The organism is Novipirellula aureliae (assembly GCF_007860185.1).
In the GTDB taxonomy this organism is placed as follows: domain Bacteria; phylum Planctomycetota; class Planctomycetia; order Pirellulales; family Pirellulaceae; genus Novipirellula_A; species Novipirellula_A aureliae.
Genome location: NZ_SJPY01000006.1, coordinates 235816 through 255486, shown reverse-complemented (window position 1 = coordinate 255486; position 19671 = coordinate 235816). Strand labels below are relative to the sequence as shown.

The 19671-nt window shown below is 52.5% G+C and carries 14 protein-coding genes; 12 read left to right on the top strand and 2 right to left on the bottom strand.

Features of this window, described 5'->3' with window-relative positions; all coding sequences use genetic code 11:
- Positions 1 to 32: 32 nt before the first annotated feature.
- On the top strand, positions 33 to 209 hold the full coding sequence (locus Q31b_RS28450) for a hypothetical protein (RefSeq protein ID WP_197171811.1): 177 nt from the start codon (positions 33 to 35) through the stop codon (positions 207 to 209).
- A gap of 245 nt (positions 210 to 454) precedes the next feature.
- Here Q31b_RS28450 and Q31b_RS18700 read toward each other — a convergent pair whose 3' ends face one another.
- Positions 455 to 1663 (bottom strand): family 43 glycosylhydrolase, encoded by a 1209-nt coding sequence (locus Q31b_RS18700; protein WP_146601172.1) that lies wholly within the window; start codon positions 1661 to 1663, stop codon positions 455 to 457.
- 243 nt (positions 1664 to 1906) lie between these two features.
- On the opposite strand from Q31b_RS18700, the gene Q31b_RS28445 reads away from it, so the two are divergent.
- Positions 1907 to 2083, top strand: a complete 177-nt coding sequence (locus Q31b_RS28445) for a hypothetical protein (RefSeq protein ID WP_197171807.1) — start codon at positions 1907 to 1909, stop codon at positions 2081 to 2083.
- A gap of 105 nt (positions 2084 to 2188) precedes the next feature.
- On the opposite strand, the gene Q31b_RS18695 is transcribed toward Q31b_RS28445, so the two are convergent.
- Positions 2189 to 3487, bottom strand: coding sequence for a DUF1559 domain-containing protein (locus Q31b_RS18695; protein WP_146601171.1), 1299 nt, complete (start codon positions 3485 to 3487; stop codon positions 2189 to 2191).
- A gap of 783 nt (positions 3488 to 4270) precedes the next feature.
- Between Q31b_RS18695 and Q31b_RS29505 the strand changes: the two genes are divergently transcribed.
- The 10 genes from Q31b_RS29505 (at position 4271) to Q31b_RS18655 (ending at position 19605) form a co-directional block, all read left to right on the top strand.
- Complete coding sequence (locus tag Q31b_RS29505; protein ID WP_315860399.1) at positions 4271 to 4345, top strand: prepilin-type N-terminal cleavage/methylation domain-containing protein; 75 nt, start codon at positions 4271 to 4273, stop codon at positions 4343 to 4345.
- Between the two features lie 18 nt (positions 4346 to 4363).
- A complete protein-coding gene (locus tag Q31b_RS18690) occupies positions 4364 to 5524 on the top strand; it encodes a DUF1559 domain-containing protein (protein WP_315860398.1) in 1161 nt (386 codons plus the stop codon).
- Between the two features lie 142 nt (positions 5525 to 5666).
- Positions 5667 to 5840 (top strand): hypothetical protein, encoded by a 174-nt coding sequence (locus Q31b_RS28440; RefSeq protein WP_197171805.1) that lies wholly within the window; start codon positions 5667 to 5669, stop codon positions 5838 to 5840.
- 50 nt (positions 5841 to 5890) lie between these two features.
- Positions 5891 to 6034 (top strand): hypothetical protein, encoded by a 144-nt coding sequence (locus Q31b_RS28435; RefSeq protein ID WP_197171803.1) that lies wholly within the window; start codon positions 5891 to 5893, stop codon positions 6032 to 6034.
- 289 nt (positions 6035 to 6323) lie between these two features.
- A complete protein-coding gene (locus Q31b_RS18685; RefSeq protein WP_146601170.1) occupies positions 6324 to 7160 on the top strand; it encodes a hypothetical protein in 837 nt (278 codons plus the stop codon).
- A 709-nt stretch (positions 7161 to 7869) separates the two neighbouring features.
- Positions 7870 to 11811, top strand: coding sequence for a glycosyl hydrolase family 95 catalytic domain-containing protein (locus tag Q31b_RS29110; RefSeq protein WP_231617687.1), 3942 nt, complete (start codon positions 7870 to 7872; stop codon positions 11809 to 11811).
- Positions 11812 to 12066: 255 nt separating this feature from the next.
- Positions 12067 to 14451 (top strand): hypothetical protein, encoded by a 2385-nt coding sequence (locus Q31b_RS18670; protein ID WP_146601169.1) that lies wholly within the window; start codon positions 12067 to 12069, stop codon positions 14449 to 14451.
- A gap of 4 nt (positions 14452 to 14455) precedes the next feature.
- Entirely contained in the window at positions 14456 to 15670 is a 1215-nt protein-coding gene (locus Q31b_RS18665; protein ID WP_146601168.1) for a putative glycoside hydrolase, read from the top strand.
- Between the two features lie 29 nt (positions 15671 to 15699).
- Positions 15700 to 17124, top strand: a complete 1425-nt coding sequence (locus Q31b_RS18660; RefSeq protein WP_146601167.1) for an alpha-L-fucosidase — start codon at positions 15700 to 15702, stop codon at positions 17122 to 17124.
- A gap of 96 nt (positions 17125 to 17220) precedes the next feature.
- On the top strand, positions 17221 to 19605 hold the full coding sequence (locus Q31b_RS18655) for a right-handed parallel beta-helix repeat-containing protein (RefSeq protein WP_197171800.1): 2385 nt from the start codon (positions 17221 to 17223) through the stop codon (positions 19603 to 19605).
- Positions 19606 to 19671: the final 66 nt, after the last annotated feature.

The following is a 19671-nucleotide window of genomic DNA, read 5'->3' as shown; positions in this document are numbered from 1 at the left end:
TTTACTCGCACAAACATTTTTCAGGACTAATCATGAATCGTTGTCAACTGACATTTTTGTCTATGGTTTTGTTGCTCCCGCTCGCTGGTTGTGGTAAGGACACCGGAGGCCAGATCGCGACACAGGACGAACTTGTTTCTTATATGGAAGAACACCCCGAGCTAAACACGGAGAACGAAGTGGAGCCGCCGGAAGATACCGGTGGTTGACGCTCTGTAATGTTCCATGTTCCTTAACCATTGAAGCCGCTGTGGTGCCAATCACATCGGCTTCATTGCGTTGGGCGAAGGCAAACGACCGACCCGTTTCCTTTTGCCCTGCATGCCTGAAAAACCTACGATCCAACGATAGAATTTCCGAAAATCAGCCACCGATTCTTCTGACGAGGCCATGTCGATGGGTGCGGTGAATGTTGTTCCTCCGACGCCACCTTTGGGTGATTGCCGGCAGGCGTTTATTTTGCATTGTCCTGTGGCCAGATTATTTCGAATCTAGAAAGCCCTTGGCCTTTATTCTCTTCCATGGAAACACCCCAGCTCGGTCTGGCTCCTGTTGAGTCTTCTTCAAAATCATGACGGTAGATACCTGCTGCAAGCTGGGGGTTCAGCTTGTAAATGGATTGGAAGTGGACGCCGTCGGCAGAAGAAAACATTCTGCTGGGTCCCCAGCCGATACCGACACACATGGAGCCAATGAAATTGGAATCTTTCCACACAAGCGCCTCGTGCCCGCGGTGAAGAATCTTGGGAACCTTCGTGTAGGGGCCTTCCGGCGTGTCGGCTGTCGCCGTCAGCAGAAACGTGGTCTTGCGCACTCGAATGCGGGTTCCATCCTCGAGGTCTTGGCCAGCAAACCCCTTGTAGTAGAGCCATATTTTACCGTCGTGCACCACGAAGACGGCATCGTCACAGAGGAAACTATCGGGATCATTGGTTGAGTCCGAAGGCTTGATCACCGGGTTGCTCTGAAGTTTCTTCCAGGGACCGTCAGGCGAATCCGAGACCGCAATGCCGATGGAGGCTCGACTCAGCTTTCGGTCAAAAGGAGCCGCCATTGCCGTATAGGCCAAGTAGTATTTGCCTTGGTAAGGCAGGATGTTGGGTGTGTAGACACCGGCTCCATCCCATTCCTCTTGACCACCCGCATGCAATGCAGGCCCTTGTTCTTCCCATTGATGGCCATCATGACTCGTTGCATACCAAACGGATCCGCTCCATCCGCCTGGATACCCGGGCTGACCTTTGAGAACCTTCGTATACCAGACGTAGTAGGTGTCACCACAACGGATCACATCACTGGGGTCCCTGCGCATGATGTCCGGTTCACTCAGAAACGCAGTGGTCGCTTTCAAGTCGACAACACCATCCTTGGCCGGCGTCGGATCGACGGGAACAAAGTTCGTCCAGTCCTTCTGAGCAGGAGTTTCCTTCGTGCTCTTCGATTCCTCGGCAGTTGCCGTGACTGGCAATCCAATAACAACGAGAGCCAGGATTGCGATTAACGAATAGGACATTCCCGTAAGCAAACCACCTTCCGGTGCTGCATGAGCGATACACAGATCTCTAGACCATTTGAGACTTAAGCGGAGTGTCTCGTTCTCGTCGACCATCCTATCTCGCATCATTGTAGAAGTGGTTTTGCTCATGTTGGACGACGGTTGCATGGGCGTCCAAATTCATCAGGCGGCGGGAGACATTTTACAAGTAATCGAAAGCGGCAACCACCGCCGTCGCTATCATCTCCGCAAAGCCCCCGATCGGTTGAATCTTGATAGCCAAGTAGCGATGCTCGCATGTAGCTGCTATCATTTCGTTCTCCTAGAGGCGTTCGTTGGCGCCAAGGGTCCGTTACGATTGGTTCGGATGTATTCCGACGATCAAACAAAGAAACACAAGTGAGAAATCAGATGAAATTAAGAATTTTGAACGCGATTGCATTGATTGCGATTGGAATGATCCCAATGACTTTGACTGGATGCGGCGATGAAGGGGCGACGATGGTCAAGCCCGAGGGCACCGCAGAGGACATTCAAGCCGCATCCGAAGAAGCAGCTGCTGCAGCCGAAAATCGTCCGCCAAGCTAGATCAATCGCTTGCTTCGGGTCATGCCCGAAACGGTAACGAAAAAACCCTGGAACCTTTCACAACGTTCCAGGGTTGATCGTAGAAATCGAGAGCGTTCTGTTGAATTAAAACTGTTCGTCGATCACTTCTTTGGAAGCTCGCGTGCCAAGTGCACCCCATAATCCGTAAGGGCTTCCCTGACCAACACCATTTTCACTGATGTAGGATCCGTTGTTTCCGTGGACTGCATAGTAAGGGGTGGTTGCGTTTGAGTTGCCAGCATCGATGGAATCGGTGATGAACTTCACCGCACCGTCTCCCATCAACACATGAGTCCCGCCTTGATGACGACTGCTAGTCGACATCGGGCCTGCTTCAATGGTGATTTCGGACATATTGCAAGATGTCGAATTCGGAGGCAGGACCGTAAAAAATCCTGTAAACATGGGACCGCAGTCTGCCCAGCGGAAACCGCGTCGATCCGTTGCCGAAGTGATCAGCCCACCAACACTATTGTCTCTGGGTGTCGTTGGGCTCCAAAACTGTGGTCGTTGGGGATCGATCTGAGGGCTGTTGCTGCATACTGTTGGATCGAGAACTGCGGATCCAGTGCCAGGCCCACCAGTTGACCCGCCCGGAACTCTGAGCAAATCCGTACGAGTATCCATGTCACCAAGGTCGGTGGCAATTTCTCCACACATGATCGTATTGGATAGGCCATCAAGAATATCTCGAAAGCCTAGGGATTGGCGATGAACAAATACGCCGCGCTGCGTCCCTCTTTGTCTTTCTGCGTGCGGTGAGCTTTCCTGGCCGTTGGTCTTAGGATTGGAACGTTCGAAGCCAAAATATCCGTCCCCTAAACATCCGGTGTAGTTAGTACGACCTTGTGCTGGCAAGCCCGTTCCCGGATCACTCGGGCAGCGAAGGGTTGCCATTTCCGTAGCAAATGGTGGGTACCCATTTTGATAACCAGGGTTAGGCCCCATCGGACTCCAGGGACTCGTCATCGACGTCGTTGGGTCGTCGATCGTAACGGTGTTTTGGTTGAAAGGATTGGAGATCTGCTCCCACATCGCTTGCTGCTCGAAGAACGGTGTTAATCCAACAAGAAAGCTGAGTCGGAGCCTGTTGTACCCGCCTCCGGTGGTCGTGTTACCAAGACCATCGGCGTACGTGTATCCGGCACCATCGGGGCTGGTTGTACCGCCACCGTAAATGGGTAGTTGGTTATACGAGGAGTGGTAATTGTGAATTGCTAAACCAATCTGTTTTACATTATTGCTGCAACTCATTCGTCGGGCGGCCTCGCGGGCCGCTTGGACCGCTGGCAATAGAAGTCCCACCAGGACTCCAATAATTGCGATTACAACCAGCAACTCGACTAGCGTAAAGCCTAGCCGCAAACTTCTTCTCGGACTCATCAAAAATACCTCTGTAATAGAGAAATAGGTTTTGGAAAGATACCACCACACATTGTAACACCGCAAAATGGGCTGTCGATAGCGTTTGAAACGCGGCGACTACGTTATCCGGCAAGAGGGCGGAGCAGTAACGTATCAGCGACTGTGCGTATGTGGGGCATCGTATGGGACATCACATGGGCCACCCGTGTGCATGCCTGTCTCGCCCTACACGCAACTGCTGAGCCAGGAACCTTGAGGAAAAATGAACGTTCCTCTATGTCCCCTTAAGCTTTCATTGTGTGAAAAGGATGACTCGCTTTCAAATGAATACCTGTCTTTTTCTCTGTGGCGTGTGCCTGAGGATAGGGCAGGTGCAAATTTTCAATGCACATTCATCGGTCTCGATTTACCTTTGCCCTCCAAGTGAGTCAGAGCTCAAATCGATTGCAGATTGGCCAAGCGAGTGCCAAGCAATTGACGAGCGGCTGAGCACTTTTCGCTGAGCACTTTTCGTTGGTGGATGCGCATCGTCTGGCATCACATTCCGGTTCCGTCGCTGCTGTTGGCGGTATCGGTCCAGAAAAGCAAGTGTAGGACACTTAAGGGTGTCGTGGAGCCATTCATGCCGTCATTGTGTTTCGGAAATAAACGCTGCGCATCATATAAACGCATGATAGAAGGCTTTGACGGCCAGGTCTAAACTTGCCTGAAATGCAGAAGAGAAATGGGCGACGTTGAATCCGCCGCTTGCTTGCTTCTTGCGATTACCTAGATTTCACATGTTTTAATGAAAGTGTTTAAATGATGAGACGAAATTTACAAGGCCGGGCCGGCTTTACGCTGGTTGAGCTTCTGGTGGTGATTGCCATCATCTGAGTCCTGGTCGGACTCCTTTTGCCGGCCGTTCAAGCAGCCCGCGAAGCAGCGCGGCGAATGAGCTGCAGTAATAATTTCAAGCAGATTGGTTTGGGCATTCATAACTACCACTCTGCTTTCAATCAATTGCCAACGCATATGACGGGGACTTGGGGCGATGCAGGGTCGAATGATGGCACGCATAGCCGACTCGAACACTCGGGTGGACGGCTCAGTATCTTCGTTGGCTTGACGCCGTTCATCGAAGGGCAAGCGTTGTGGGAGCAAATCAGCAACCCCAGCATGGGGATCGACGGAACAACTGGTCGAGGCGGTGGTGTGCCGTACAGTGCAATGGGGCCTTCGCCCAACAATGGTGGCAATTATGGTCCTTGGCAGACCGAGATTCCTACCCTGCGATGCCCGAGCGATCCTGGATCAGGGCTGCCCGCTTATGCCCGAGTGAACTATGCAGCGTGTCTCGGTGATAGCCCCTTCCGGGGTAGTGCTGGGCAATATGACAATTCCTTCAATTCGACCACGGCCCGCAGTCAGCAACTCCAGGCTGCACAGCGTGGGGCGTTCGTACCACGGGAAAAAATGGGATTCCGCGATATTGTCGACGGTTTATCCAATACGATTATTGCAGGTGAAATTGCGACAGATCTCGGGGATCTCGATGTCAGAACGATGCCCAGGACTGATTTGGCGATGCTCGGTGATACGTACGGTACTGCTCCGACAGGTTCGCCGAGCCTCTGTAGCAATCACGCCGATATTGATCCTACAAGACCACAGTTTTTTATGGTCGCTAGCCTTCTAGATGCGAACGAAGGTCGAGGCCATCGCTGGGCAGGTGGGCAACCCGTGTTTACGGTCATGAATACGATGCTACCTCCCAATAGCCCCACCTGTCTTTTGGCTACATTCGAAGTGGGAGACGTTCAAACGTTTGAGAGGCAGCGATCCGGAGTGCTACCTCCGAGTAGTCGCCACCAAGGAGGCTGCCACGTGTTGATGGGTGATGGCGCCGTCAAGTTCATCACTGATTCAATTGAAGCTGGCAATGGTGCCAATACTCCTGTGTCCGCAAATGGCGGAGTGGCTACCAACAACGGTCCTGGGGCAGCAAGTCCATACGGTCTCTGGGGATCGTTGGGCACCCGTGCGGCACGTGAAGTCATTAGCGAGGAATTCTAATTTCTCGATTCGCCTTGCGGGTCGCAGCACGAGTCCTTGCGGTGCGGCCCGCATTTTTTAAATTCTTGAAACTCCAACATCCGATTACTGCGCCGGTTTCGGTCGCTCAATTCTTCAAACTTTGAAAGCCTAGGGATCCCTGATGAAAAATTTCACAGCTGTATGTGCACTGTTGCTGTCCTTTGTATTGGTCGGGTGCAGTGATACCCCCGCGCCTCCCACGCAAACAGAGTCGGTGCAGGAGGTTGCGGTGCCCCAAACCGCTGCGCAGCAAGCCAATCTCGATGCAGCCCAAGAAGCTGCTGAGGCTAACTAGGTGAAACGACGCACCTTTTAGCTCGGGTTATCTGGGGGATTGCTTTGCGCATGCTACAACGTGCACGAACAAGCGGCGAAAAAAAGGGCAAACAGAATCTGTCGGAAAAAATTGAAGCCGTCGAAAAGGGCGTGCTGTTTGCCGCGGCGTTTCACGCGATGCCGCCATCGATCCGGTCCCTGCGGCGGTTGTGAAGTTTTTAGGTTGTTGCTTTATTCGTGGTTAGGTCGAAGCAGAATACAACCCCGATCCAGAGTCGACGATCGTCGATGGTTATCAAGCCTCTCGTCAATCGCTGGTGGTCGGTGGCGAAACTCCGTTTCCGCAAGAGACGCCATTCTTGAACTACGGCTTGTTTCCAAAGACAGACTGAAACAAGATGGAAAGGGGAAAGACCAAACAATGAATTTCGGTGGAACGTGGAAGTGGGATGTTCTCGAATTCCGCAATCGACGCCGGATAGAATCGAACGAGGAGAACGCTTTGAAAACCATTTTATTCTCTCTACTGCTGTTGCTGGGCGGAACTGTCCAGGCTGCAGACTTCACATTCTCAGGCGAAAAGACTGATTTTCGCGGTTTTGAACGGTATGCCGTTTCGACCCCGCAGGGAACGATCTTTGTGGTTTGTCCGAAGCAGGCCGCTGCAGGCAAGCCCTGGCTTTGGAGGAGCATCTTCTGGGGTAAGAACGGTGGAGCGGTCGAGCAATTCACCGCCGGCGATCTCAAGCTGCTTGAACAGGGCTGGCATGTCGTCATTGCGCCCGGCGATGTCTCCGGCCATCCTCGTGGGAACGCCGCGATTGATGCTGCGTATAACTTGCTGACGCAAGAATATGGATTTTCGAAAACGCTCTCGATGGGATCGATGAGCCGAGAAACGTTGGCACTATTCCGCTGGGCCTCCGCCAATCCGGAAAAGGTGGACAGCATCTATGTGGACAACGGAGTCTGTAACGTGAAGAGCTGGCCAGCTGGAAAACGGGTTCCCAACAGTGGTTCGAAGGGCTCCGGTAGTGCCGGTTCGTGGAAGCTGCTGAAGGAAACGTACGGTTTTGCCTCTGACGAAGAGGCGCTCGCCGCGAAAGTGAGTCCGATTGATTGGCTCGAACCATTGGCCAAAGCTGGGGTGCCGATCCTGATGGGGTGTGGCACGATAGACACGACCGTGCCGTATGAGGAGAACGGTGCGATCATGAAGGAACGCTACGAAAAATTGGGCGGTAGCATCCGGATTATTTTCGAGGAAAAGGGACACCACCCGCACGGCCTAAAAGATCCGACTCCTGTGATTGATTTCATCGAGGCGAACAATCATTGAAAAGCCAGCGGCCTCTGTCTCCAACGAAAACATTTCAGAGAAAGGTTGCGGTCGATGGCTTTAACGATCACCATGATCGATTCGAGACGCATAAAAAATTCGGGAAGCCGCCAATTTGACGCTTAGGGCAAGGAGAGCCGAATTGATCGTTGGTGCCCGATTTGGGCCGTGGGCAAAAGGGGGGGCTTGCCTTCCCGATGCGTCGACTTAGTGGAACGGTTGACGAATTTCTAATCCTTGACAGAGCTCTTTCCGAAAACGAAATCGCCTGTTTGCTCGTGGTGATTCTCTCATCTCTTCGTCATGCAAATGTTGACTATTCCAAGAAAGAGATCCGCTTTGACGCTGGTGCTGCTGCATTATTTTGGATGATCACATAGACTATGTAACGGTTCGATGGTTTCCGGTAATTGGTTCGTGAGGCGGCGCAACCACCGGTTGACGTTTTGCCATGAAAGTCATCGATCGATACAAAGACGGAATTCAGAGGTTCGTTGACGGAAGTCTGGAGGTCGCCTCTCCCTCGGCCGTGGATGAACATTCGGGGTAACGTTCCCGCCAAGCCTACCAAATTTCGCTTCAATGCTGATGCATTGTTTTTGAAGCAATCTCCTGTGACATACTTTTTGCCAGCTGTCACTAGGCGTTCACGCAGATGGGGAACGGTCCTCGGTCGCAAGTCCGTAGCGATTTAACGAAGAATGATTTAATGAAGAAAATGAAGAAGAAGAATACGGAGAGTGGTACAAAGAAGTTGCAAATGCTTTTCATTGCAGCGGCGGTTGCTGTTGTGCCATGTTGGATGGAAGGCGTGATCGCAGCGGAGGAGGTCGCTCGTTCGGAAGCGGGGATCGATTATCAAGCTTTCCTTGCTCAGCACGATATGGTTTGGGACCGGATCCCCAATCGTTGGGAAGTGGCTCCCTACACAGGAAACGGCAACGTCGGTTTTCTATTCTACCAGGCCCGCGGCGAAGCGAAGAACGTGATTTCAATTTATGCCGGACGTCACGATTACTACGATCACCGCGAGCCGTACAATGGAGACGAACTGTTGTGGATCTATCGAAGTCGCCTACCGCTTGGTCACTTCAAGCTGACTTCCGAAGGGGACGTTACGGCGGTCGATCTACAGCTTGATCTGTGGAACGCTGAGTTGACCGGCACGGTCAAGACGACCAAGGGGGCCTATGCCATTCGTGGCTTTTCTCACAGTCTGCATGACGTGATCTATTTCGAAACGGATGCCGATCACGAGTTCATTCAGGTGTCCTGGCATCCGGACGTTCCGAAGGCCCCGGTCCGGGCGACTTTAGAACGTGGCGGCGGACCGAAGGGCGGAAGTTGGAGCAAGATGCGTGCGGCTCCGTATGAATTGCCGCCGGAGCCGACTTTTAGCGAAAAAGACGGCATGCATTTTTGTTTTCAGCCTCTGTTTGACAACCGGGGTGAAACAACGACCGGATGGGAGGTCAGTGGAAAGGCTTCCGGAAAACAGGTTCTGCTGGCCAGCGTCCATCACAGTTTTCCGAAGCACAACAGTATGGAGCAGGTAGCGAGCAATTTGCAAACAGCCAATGAGTTGCTTGACGACGACACCTTCTTCTCCACGCACCGTAAATGGTGGAATGAGTATTATCCGCTGAGTTTTCTGACCATCGATGATCCTGAAAAGGAAGCGTTCTATTGGATCCAGATGTATAAGTTCGCGTCGGCCACCCGTGGAAACGGTCCGGTAATGGATTTGATGGGGCCGTGGTATCACAGTACTTTCTGGCCGATGGTTTGGGGTGACCTGAACGTGGAGTTGCAGTATTGGACACACCTGACAGCCAACCGGTTGGAGGTTGGCTCCTCTCTGTGCAATTGGTTCGACAAGCATGAGTCGCAGCTCTTCAAAAATGTGCCCGAGCGTTGGAAGGACAGTGCCGGGTTGGCTACGTTGTTCCCGCAAGATCTGGTGGCTAGCCAGGGCGCGACCGTTCCTGACATGCTCTGCTGGATTCTTCACGACTACTGGTTGCACTGTGAATTCGCAGGTGACCGCGACCGGATGCGCGATGGCTTGTTCTCTAAGTTGCGTGGCGTCGGAAACAGTTACCTGAATTACTTGAAGGACCATCCGGTATCATCCGACGACGGAAAGATACATATCAAGAACAGTTGGTCACCGGAATACCCAGGTGGTCGCGGCCAGGATATCAACTTCACTATCGGGTTGATGAAGTGGTGCTTCCAAACCCTGCTCGACATCAACCAAGAGCACGATCTAGACGATCCGCAGGCTGATCAGTGGCAGAGCATTGTTGACAATCTGGTCGACTTCCAGATCGATGACGACGGGCTGCGGGTTGGCAAGGAGATTCCTTTTAACAAGCCGCATCGTCACTATTCACATCTCCTGCCGTTTTATCCTTTGGCGGTTTTGACTCCAGACAGCGAGGAAGGCAAAGAACTCTTGCGGACCAGTTTGGATCACTGGTTGGATGTGACCTTTAAGCGACAAAACGAGTCGTCCGCCATGGCTGTGACAGGCTATACCGCGACTGGGGCGGCATCGATGTATGCATGGTTGGGCGACTCGGATCAGGCGTATCATTATCTCGATTTCTTGATCAAGCATGACCGTGTATCGCCGACGACGATGTATGCCGAGGGGAATCCAGTGATAGAAAGTCCGCTCTCTTTCGCCACCTGTGTTCACGATATGTTGCTGCAAAGTTGGGGTGGGGGACTGCGTGTCTTTCCTGCAGCACCGAAGTTGTGGGGCAATGTCGCCTTCAAGGATTTGCGTGGGCAAGGGGCCTTTCTGGTCAGTGCCAAGAAGCAGGCGGGGGTGACTCAGTTTGTGACGGTGAAAAGCTTGGTCGGTTCCCCCTGTGCGGTATGGACGGATATCGCGAACCCCAAAATCACCATCGACGGTGCTGCCGTAGAACTAACCATCGGTGAAGACGGCAGCTATCAAGTTCCGCTTAAAGAGGGGCAGACGGTGACGTTTGTTCCGGATGCTTTGGGGCAGGTTGATTTTGCAATCCAGCCGATCCCCGTCGCGGAGGCGGATCGCAATTTGTTCGGATTGAACGCAAAGACCACTCGCCTACCTGGGCACCAACACTATTATCCTGAGCCCCGAACACCCGTTTCGGTTTCAAAATCAAGCACAACCCCAAGCGAATTGCCGGAAGCTGTATGGTCGATTGACACTCAAGCCGAGTGGGATCAGAACAGCGGTGCTCAAACCAACCTGGAAATCGAGGGAGGCATGGTATCGCCGACGAAGGAAACCGCGACGTTCCAAAGTATTCTAAAGCGTTTCGATACCAAGCAGAATGTGAAGTCGATTGTCGTCCAACAATCACCCGTTTGGGAAAACTGGGAACCGGCTGGGGACATCGGACCGGGCTGCACCTTCGATTCTCCTGTGTTTCTCAGTCTTGGTCCCAAAAACTATTGGATGTTTGCCCGGCATAACACCGCCGTTGAAAAAGAGGCTTGGGATACTTCCAAAGGGGTGTTCACGCCGGAGTTCGTTCAATTGGACGGCTTCGACATGCCGCTGGAGACCACGGCAATGCCAAACCAGTTCCGTGCGCCCGGTGGAAAGAAACGAAGCCTGGGTGGCTACCATGCTTGGGAGAGTCGGGACATGGTCAATTGGGTACATCACGGCCCGATCACCGACAATGAGTCAGGGTGGATGACCACTGCGGAGTACGCCGGTGGCAAGGCCTACTTCTACTATGACTTTCCCAACGACCAGGATCCCCACCTGATCATCGATGATAATCTGATCGATGGCGAGGTCGGTGAAAAGATGGGAATGGCATTTGAGGATCCGACGCACGGCTCGGATTGCGGCTTCATACGCGATCTCGATGGAAACTTTCACGTGATCTACGAGGACTGGAGTCCCATTCATGCTAACAGTCATTCGTTCGATTCGCCGCTCGCCGGTCATGCCGTTAGCAAGGATGGGAAGGGTGATTTCAAAATACTGGCTCCGGCAGTCGACCAGCGCACCCGTCCGACCGGCGTGATCAAAACTTACAATCACCCGCACTGGACAAAGGAAAATCCGGAACGGTTCAAGTCGGGCATCGGCGAGTACGAGGTTCATGAACCGGAACAAGATGCTTTTGGCGACTGGGCAGCAATCTGTATCGGTGGACAGTACTATCTGTTTGGCGACTATGATCCAGCCGGATCCCATGGCAGCAACGGAAGCAACATGAGTGTGGCTCGTTTTACTTCATCCAGCCTCGATCAGCAGTTCAAGTTTTGCGGGAGCCTCGGGCAGGGGCATCCCGATCCCGACGTCTGCTTTGCCGAGGGACGTTTCTGGTTAGCGACCCAACCAGAAAACGATTTTGTAAGTCCCGGCCCGTGGGTAGAACGCGTCGAGCTGCGTGTTGGCGTGGATACGAACAATGATGGGGCAATCGACCAGTGGGCGGACTGGAAACCGGTCAAGGAGAGCTATGACTACATCGCAGGCTTCGCCAAGCAGGTGGCCAAGACCCCGGCAGCAATGGATTTGACCACCCTTCCCGCAGGATACGGTTTCCAATTTGAATTGCGTCTAACCGATACGACCGCAAATGCGTCCAAGCCGATCCTCGATCGAGTCCAACTGCATTTTGGACCGTAGTGGTCCGGTCCACTCATGCTTCAAACGCATTTGATTTGGGTTCGTTCTATTCGTGGCGTGGGCTTCCAGCCTGCGATTTGCGACAATTACTGCGATTTGCGACAATTACAGATTGGCAGGCAGGATGCCTATCCCACGTTTCAATGTGGATAGCGCACTAGCTATGAAAACTCAAACCAATGAACCTGTAAGGTGCTCACAACACGTGGATGCCTTCGTTTTATATTCACATCAAGACTATCGATTACAAATTCAATGATGAAGCAGACAACCCATTACGTAGCGATTTTGTTGTGTACCCTGGGTGCATTGCAGGCGGCGGAACTTCAAGCGGCCGGTGGCGATTACACCTATAGTTGCTGGCCCAATGGCTGGCGGAAAAATACGACGGATCCGAGTGCAGACGTCTTCGGCATTGAGACCAACGTTTATGGCTTTACGCTCGACGTCGCCGATTTTAATGAGGTCAAACTGGGATTGCTAGATAGTCCGGCAGACTATGAACAGGCGCTCGACCACAAGGCCGAAAAGCTAAAGACGTTGCCCAAGGCAGACTTGGTAATCGAACTCGAGCTCGATGGGCAACGTTACCAAGCCAAGGCCTGTCAAGCGGGACTGGGCAAAGGGCCTACGCATCTTTATGCGGCTCGCTTGTGGGAATCGGGACGCTATGTCCAGCACTACGATTTTGAAGGGCTCGTTTTTAAGAATACCAAGAATGAAACACTGGTATGTGATGCCGTTTTGGATCTGGTGGCTTGGCCGGGAAGCCTGACGTTGACCGCAACCGTGTCGTTGAACCAGTCGTATGAAAGCGCCTCCCTGCGGTTGGGGCTCAAGAGCGAGGCGGGGGATTGGCAGGAGAGTCTCGTGCTTGAAGATGGCTGGAGCCAAGGCCAGCAAAAGAGCCTCACGATGACCTGCCCGCTTGCTCCCAACGGCAGGGTTGACCCGGCCCAAGAAGTTACCGTAGAGACGCCCGATGGCAAAAAATTTCCAGTCGCGTTTGATCCCAAGAAAAACTGCTATGTCGCGTCGGTAAAGAATTTGAGACGCAGTTGGCAAAACGGTTATACCGATATCCGAGACTACGATGAGTTTAAGATCACCGTCAACGGATCTAGCCCTGACTCCAAGTTGCCATTTTTGCTGGATATGCGCCCGCCTGCGAACGTGACCGGACTCTGTCCGATGCTCTGCGACGAACAGGGCCGGCCAACGGGGATTCCCGTGCAGTTGAGTAAGAACTGGCACAACGCGGCGATGGGGGCTTACTTCATGCCTTATACTTTGTTGCCGACGGACGAGTCTCGCACCTATCGACTACGTATCGCCTATGGATTTTATGGAACGCTGCCATCCGCAAGCCACGCCCAGCTAAGCCTGCTGGGCTATGCGAATCGAAAGACTGGCAATGGTCGCTGGGATCAATTGGCCATTGGTTGCTGGGGCGAGACCATCTGTTTCGACATGGACATGAGTCTGGTCGATGTAGCGATTACCGATATTCGCATGTTGATGACCCGCAGCGGACTGAGGGGGAGGAAATGGGGTTGGACCAATGCCGGTTGGGGTGGAGATTGGCTCAACATCGAAGACGCCCATCAGAAGAAATATCTTTGGACGGACCTCAAGACCGCTTACCTGGCGCACGGTCCCTGTCTAACGGATGTCAAATATGATGGCTACTACGGCGCGAACCGAGAGATAGATTTTTCGGCTCAGGTTCAAACCCTTCGTACCGATGACTATGCCCGAACATTCCAAAAACTGAGTTACACCTTTACTCGCGATGTCGCAGCCAAAGATGTGTCGCTCTATAAGTTGGGACGCACGCGAGCGTATCAAACACCGCGTCTTGCCTACGGCAACGGTGACGGGCTGCTCACCGAACTCGATGTGCCCGACCCCGTTAGGCGGGGCGAGCTATTCTTGGAGCCGATCGAGTTGTCAGGCCCAGCACCTCATTGGGTTGCCTTCGTTGGGGCCTCAGAGGCGGCCAGCGGTCAGAGCAAACCCAACGGTTATCGCGCTTTGATTATTCGTCAATACCAGGCTGTGATTGGTGGAAAGACCTATACTCAGCCGTCTCTTCGCGCCCCGGTCCAGTCTGTTAATCCAGCCAATTTGGATATTGAGTTGCTGCCGCCCGACGGCATTCGCAAATTCAGCAAAGGGGATCGTATTGAATTAGACTTGGAGCTGATCACCCTGCCACGCGTGGCCGATGACTATTACGGTCCCAATGAATCATTCCGCAAACACCTTACCGACAACCAAAATTCCTGGAAAACCACTTACCGAGAGGCCAAAAGTAACGAACTGACCGTGACGGTTTCCGGCGGGACATTGCTGGGCAACTATCCGGTGGTTATTCAGGCCCAACAACCGGAGGTTACGGTAGGTATCGAAGGAGGCGTCGGTGCCGTTCCGGTTCGATTTGAAGGCTTGAAGTCCCAGTTGGGAAACCAATTGTATCAAGTGGTCGATGGCAAACGAATCAGATTCGATCAATCGATTCATGGCCATGACTTTTGGCAGACGGACTACAATGCTGCCACAGATAGCTACAAAGTAACTTTCAATTTGCCGTTGGATGAATTGGAAGAGTCACAATGGGTTTTAGTACAGGAATCATAGGACAATGAATACTCAACAGAGGACCACGCGATCAGGATGGGCTAAATTCTGTTTGCTGCTGATTTGCGTTGCCGTTTCCCAACGAGACGTAGGTCTTGCTGCGGACATCTACCGTAATAGTGATGGCAGTCAATTCGCGGCCAAGGACTTTTATCCAAAGTTCAGTTGGGACACCGCGCCAATGTATTACATGTTTGGGGATGGGCAGCGCGTCCTTCGTGCTAACGAAGTTGAGTTCATCGCTGCGAGAACGGATTTTATCTGCATCGAAAAATCGCACGGGCGCCAAGAACTCGGCGCCGCCGAACTAGGGGCCAAGCATGAGGCCGCGGCCTTTAAGAAGGTCAAGCCCGAGATGAAGGTGTTGTTCTACTTTAACTCTGCCTATGCCTGGCCCTTCACTTCTTACAATCAAGCCTTTACCCGGAGAGAGATCGACAAGCATCCTGAGCTCAAGAGGTTTCTGATCGTCGATCCCAAAACAGGCGAGCTGGCACATCGAAACAATGTCTTCTTTTTTGATGTGCTCAACCCTGAACTGCGTCAGTGGTGGGCCAACACCGTTGCAAAGGGTGTTGCCGAATCTGGCTGCGACGGGGCTTTCATTGATCAAATGCACGGTTTTGCCTGGCTTCGAGAAGACCAGAAGGATGACGTACAGAAAGCGATGGGTGAGATGATGGCCTTGCTGAAACAGAAAATGGGACCAGGCAAAATCCTACTCGGCAACAACGCTAACCAGGAGATTGCCAAGCATGTTTTTCCGGTGATCGATGCCAGTATGTTTGAGCACTATAGTGAAAAACTCCTGAGCAAAGAGGCGCTGCTTCAAGATTGGGACGATATGTTGCGTATCGCCCAGGCTGGGAAGATGTCGATTTTTCGGATCGGTGTCGAATCCGACCGCAGTCGGAACCAAAACCAAGGTCCTCAAGGATCACGACGCGATTATTCCGAACTGGCCAAAGAACGAGCAGAATACTATCTCGCCTGTTTCTTGATTGGTGCTCAGCCCTATTCCTACTTCCAATATGGCTGGGGATGGACCTTGTCATCGGGATCTTTACATGACTTCCCTGAACTACATAAACCGCTCGGCTCACCTCAGGGTGCCTATCAGCGAACAACGCCCGATGGTTGGGAGTTCACTCGTGAGTTTGAGCACGCAAGCGTATGGGTGAATACTGAAAGTGGACAAGCTAAGATCACCTGGAAATAACAACAGTGACCCGATAAAGAGAACCGAAAATGAATAATTGTTTGACGAACATTTGGACCTGCGCCGTCCTGCTTGGGCTAACTCTGATGAGTTTTCCACAAGCGAATGCACAAGAAGATGCGAATAAGCCGTCCGCCCTTTCAGTGACGCAATCGGAGCCGTCGGAAAGCGGTATCGCCAGCCCTCCTGAGATTTCCCCCGCGCAGCTGAATGCGTCAAGAGAAGAACGGCTACAGTGGTGGCGTGATGCCAAGCTGGGATTGTTTATCCACTGGGGACCAGCGAGCGTCGCGGGTGTAGAAATTAGCTGGGCCAGAATGGATCATCCCTTCGATCACCCCGGGCATCAAAACATGCCTACCGAGGAGTATGACAATCTCCATACAAAGTTTAATCCCGTTAAGTTTGATGCGGATCAGTGGATGAAACTAGCAAAGCAAGCCGGATTTAAATATGTGGTCTTTACCGCCAAACATCATGATGGATTTTCCAATTGGCATACGAAACTTCGGGACTACAACATTGCCAATACGTCCTTTCAACGCGACATCTGCAAAGAGCTATCCGAGGCTGCACATAAATACGGTATACGACTTGGTTGGTATTACTCGACAAGAGATTGGTCGCACCCTGATTATTTGGTGGGAGACAACAAAAAGTATAACGCCTTCTATGAAGGTCAGGTCCGCGAGTTGCTGACCGACTACGGGAAAGTCGACATCATGTGGTTCGATCATGTAGCCGGTAACTGGGGTGATTATACGATCCCCGAGATGTTTAGCATGATGTACTCCCTGCAAGGCCCCGATCTATTGGTCAACGATCGGGGTGCTAAGTTTATTAAAAGGCAAAGGGGGGAGAAGTATGAGCCCGATGATCTTGAGCTCAAAGAAATGGTATCGGGTGATTATGATACGCCGGAACAAAAGGTCGGCAAGTTCCAGACGGATCGTGCATGGGAGTCGTGCATGACGATGACAAAATGCCGAGATGGCGGCGGTTGGTCCTATCGACCCAGCGGGAGGACCATCTCTTTTGAGGAGGTCATTCATACGCTGGTTCAGTCCGTAACCGGTGATGGCAACTTGTTGCTGAATGTAGGGCCACTTCCCTCCGGTGAGTTCCCCGCCGACCAAGTGGCGATTCTGGAAAGTATGGGACAGTGGCTCCATCAAAATGGTGAGAGTCTTTATGGCACCCGTGGCGGGCCTGTCCCCAACGGAAAGTGGGGTGGAACAACCCAATTGGATAACAAAATCTACGTCCACATCCTGAATTGGCCCGCAGATGGTTCTCCGTTGGTTTTATCTGCACCGGACCTAAGAATTGCCAATAGTAAGGGATTGAATGTAGATCAAGTAACCGTCAAGAAAACCAATGCGGGGATTGAAATCGATGTCCCGGTAGAGCAACGAGATGAGATCGATTCGATTGTCGTGCTGGAGACCGAATAAGGTTTCGGAGCACGTGCAATGACCACTCGCATCACGCGGGTGCACGTTTACACCAAGATAACACGATCACTTTGGAAATGCGTTAGGATCAATGCAATGAATCAATGGGCCACTCGTTTCGTAGCGATTCTATTTTCGGCGCTGGGAGTTTTGCAGGCAGCGGAAATATATGTCAGCCCGATCGGTAGCGATACCAATCCGGGAACAAAATCGCAGCCAGTCGCTTCGCTCACTGCGGCGCAAGAGAAGGCGAGGGAATTTGCGGGTGAAGAATCGGTTTTGGTTCGTGTGGCCGATGGGGTTTATTACCTGACGGAGACTTGGCAATTTTCCCCTATCGATTCTGGGACTGTAAGATACCCGGTTGTGTATCGCGCCGAGAATGAAGGCGGTGCGGTGCTGAGTGGTGGTTCGAAGCTCGACCTTCAATGGCAGCCTTATCGCGATGGCATTTTTCAGGCTGCGACGCCAGCGGGCCTTGAGATCGATCAACTGTTTCTTGATGGTAGCCTCCAGCACATGGCTCGCTATCCCAATCACGATCCAGAGATCGCGGTCTTTAATGGCTACGCGGCGGATGCGTTCAGCCCAGAGCGTGCCGCCAATTGGGCCGATCCCGTTGGAGGTATCATGCATGCGATCCATGGGAATCGCTGGGGTAGCTACCATTACCTCATTATGGGAAAGAAGACAGACGGTTCACTGACATACGAAGGCGGTTGGCAAACCGGTGGGAGTGCGATGCATCCGAAGTATCGCTTCGTGGAAAACATCCGAGAGGAATTGGATGTCCCCGGCGAATGGTATCATGACAGTAAGGCAGGCAAAATTTTCTTCTATCCACCAGCCGGAGTGGACTTGAATCAAGCGACCGTTGAAATCGCTAATCTTAGGAGTTTAGTTGAACTACGGGGGACCCAGGAAACGCCCGTGTGTTTTATTCGTTTGAGTGGGTTCACTTTCCGGCACGCCAAACGCACGTTCATGGACACTCGAGAGCGGATGTTAGGCAGCGATTGGCGTATCTACCGGGGCGGGGCGGTCTATTTCGAGGGCGCCGAGGATTGCATGCTGGATCACTGCATCCTTGAACAGTTAGGTGGGAACGCGGTTTTCGTGAACAACTATAATCGGCGTATCAGGGTCCAAACCTGCCGGATTGAAGACTGCGGGGCCAGCGCCGTTTGTTTTGTCGGAAGTACCGCCGCGGTTCGTGAACCAGACCGCGGCAGGCGGCAAGACGGTAATCGCGGAGCAGGTGGCAATGCTAGAATGGACTTGTTGCCAGGCCCGCTGACGGAGGAGTATCCGTCGGAATGTACGGTTGAAAACTGCTTGATCAAGGAACTGGGACTCGTTGAAAAACAGGTGGCCGGTGTGGAGATTTCCATGGCGCGTCGGATCACCGTCCGAGACTGCTCGATTTATGATGTGCCGCGTGCGGGTATTGACGTTGGCAACGGCCGCTGGGGCGGTCATCTGATCGAAGGTTGTGATGTGTTCAATACCGTTCTAGAAACGGGCGACCACGGTAGCTTCAATTCCTGGGGCCGCGATCGGCTGATGAGTCGGGGTGGGGGATCTGCCGAAAGTGATCTCGCAGAAATAGCCCTGCTCGATAATATGGAACCTACGATTATTCGCAACAACCGCTGGCGTTGTGACCACGGCTGGGACATTGATCTTGATGATGGATCCAGTAATTATCACATCTACAACAATCTGATGTTGAATGGTGGTTTGAAATTCCGTCAAGGCTTCCGTCGCTACGGTTGGAATAATGTCATCATCAACAATGCCCTGCATCCGCACGTTTGGTATCCGAACAGCGGTGACTGCTTCATTCGCAATATCGTGATGACTCCTTATCGCCCGGCGAGGATGCCAGAAGGGAAATGGGGCCGCGAGTTGGACTATAATTTATTCACCTCCAATGAGGCCGATCGCGACGCTTTCCAACAGCATGGGATTGATGGGCACTCCGTGGTGGGTGATGCGCAATTTATCGATCCTGCTGCCGGTAATTTCCAGGTTGCGGAAGGTTCACCTGCACTGGCGATTGGCTTCCGGAATTTCCCGATGGATCATTTTGGGGTCCGTGATGCGAAGCTACGAGGTATCGCCCGGACCCCAATGATCCCGGCACTGCGAAATGTTTCGAGTGATCCTGCTTCGATTGTTTACGATTGGCACGGAGGAAAAATTCGCAACATCGAAGGGGCTGAGTATTCCGCCTGGGGAATCTCTTCTGAAATCGGTGGCGTGATGGTGCTCTATACACCCGGATGGGAGGGACTCCTCGGTGATGAAGGTTTGCGGGAAGGTGATTTGATTAATGGATGCAATGGCCAAAGGGTAAAAAACGTTGTTGATTTAATCAAGCTTATCCAAGAGACGCCAGCCGATCAGCCGTTAACGATTCAGACCCGACGCGGCAAAGTTGTGTTCCCAAAATGCCCTCCCATACCTGTAAAGCCTTGACCGGGTTTATCACAGTGGTGGCCGCTGGATCGTGCCCTAGCCCGGTTGATTCATCGAAAAAGTACG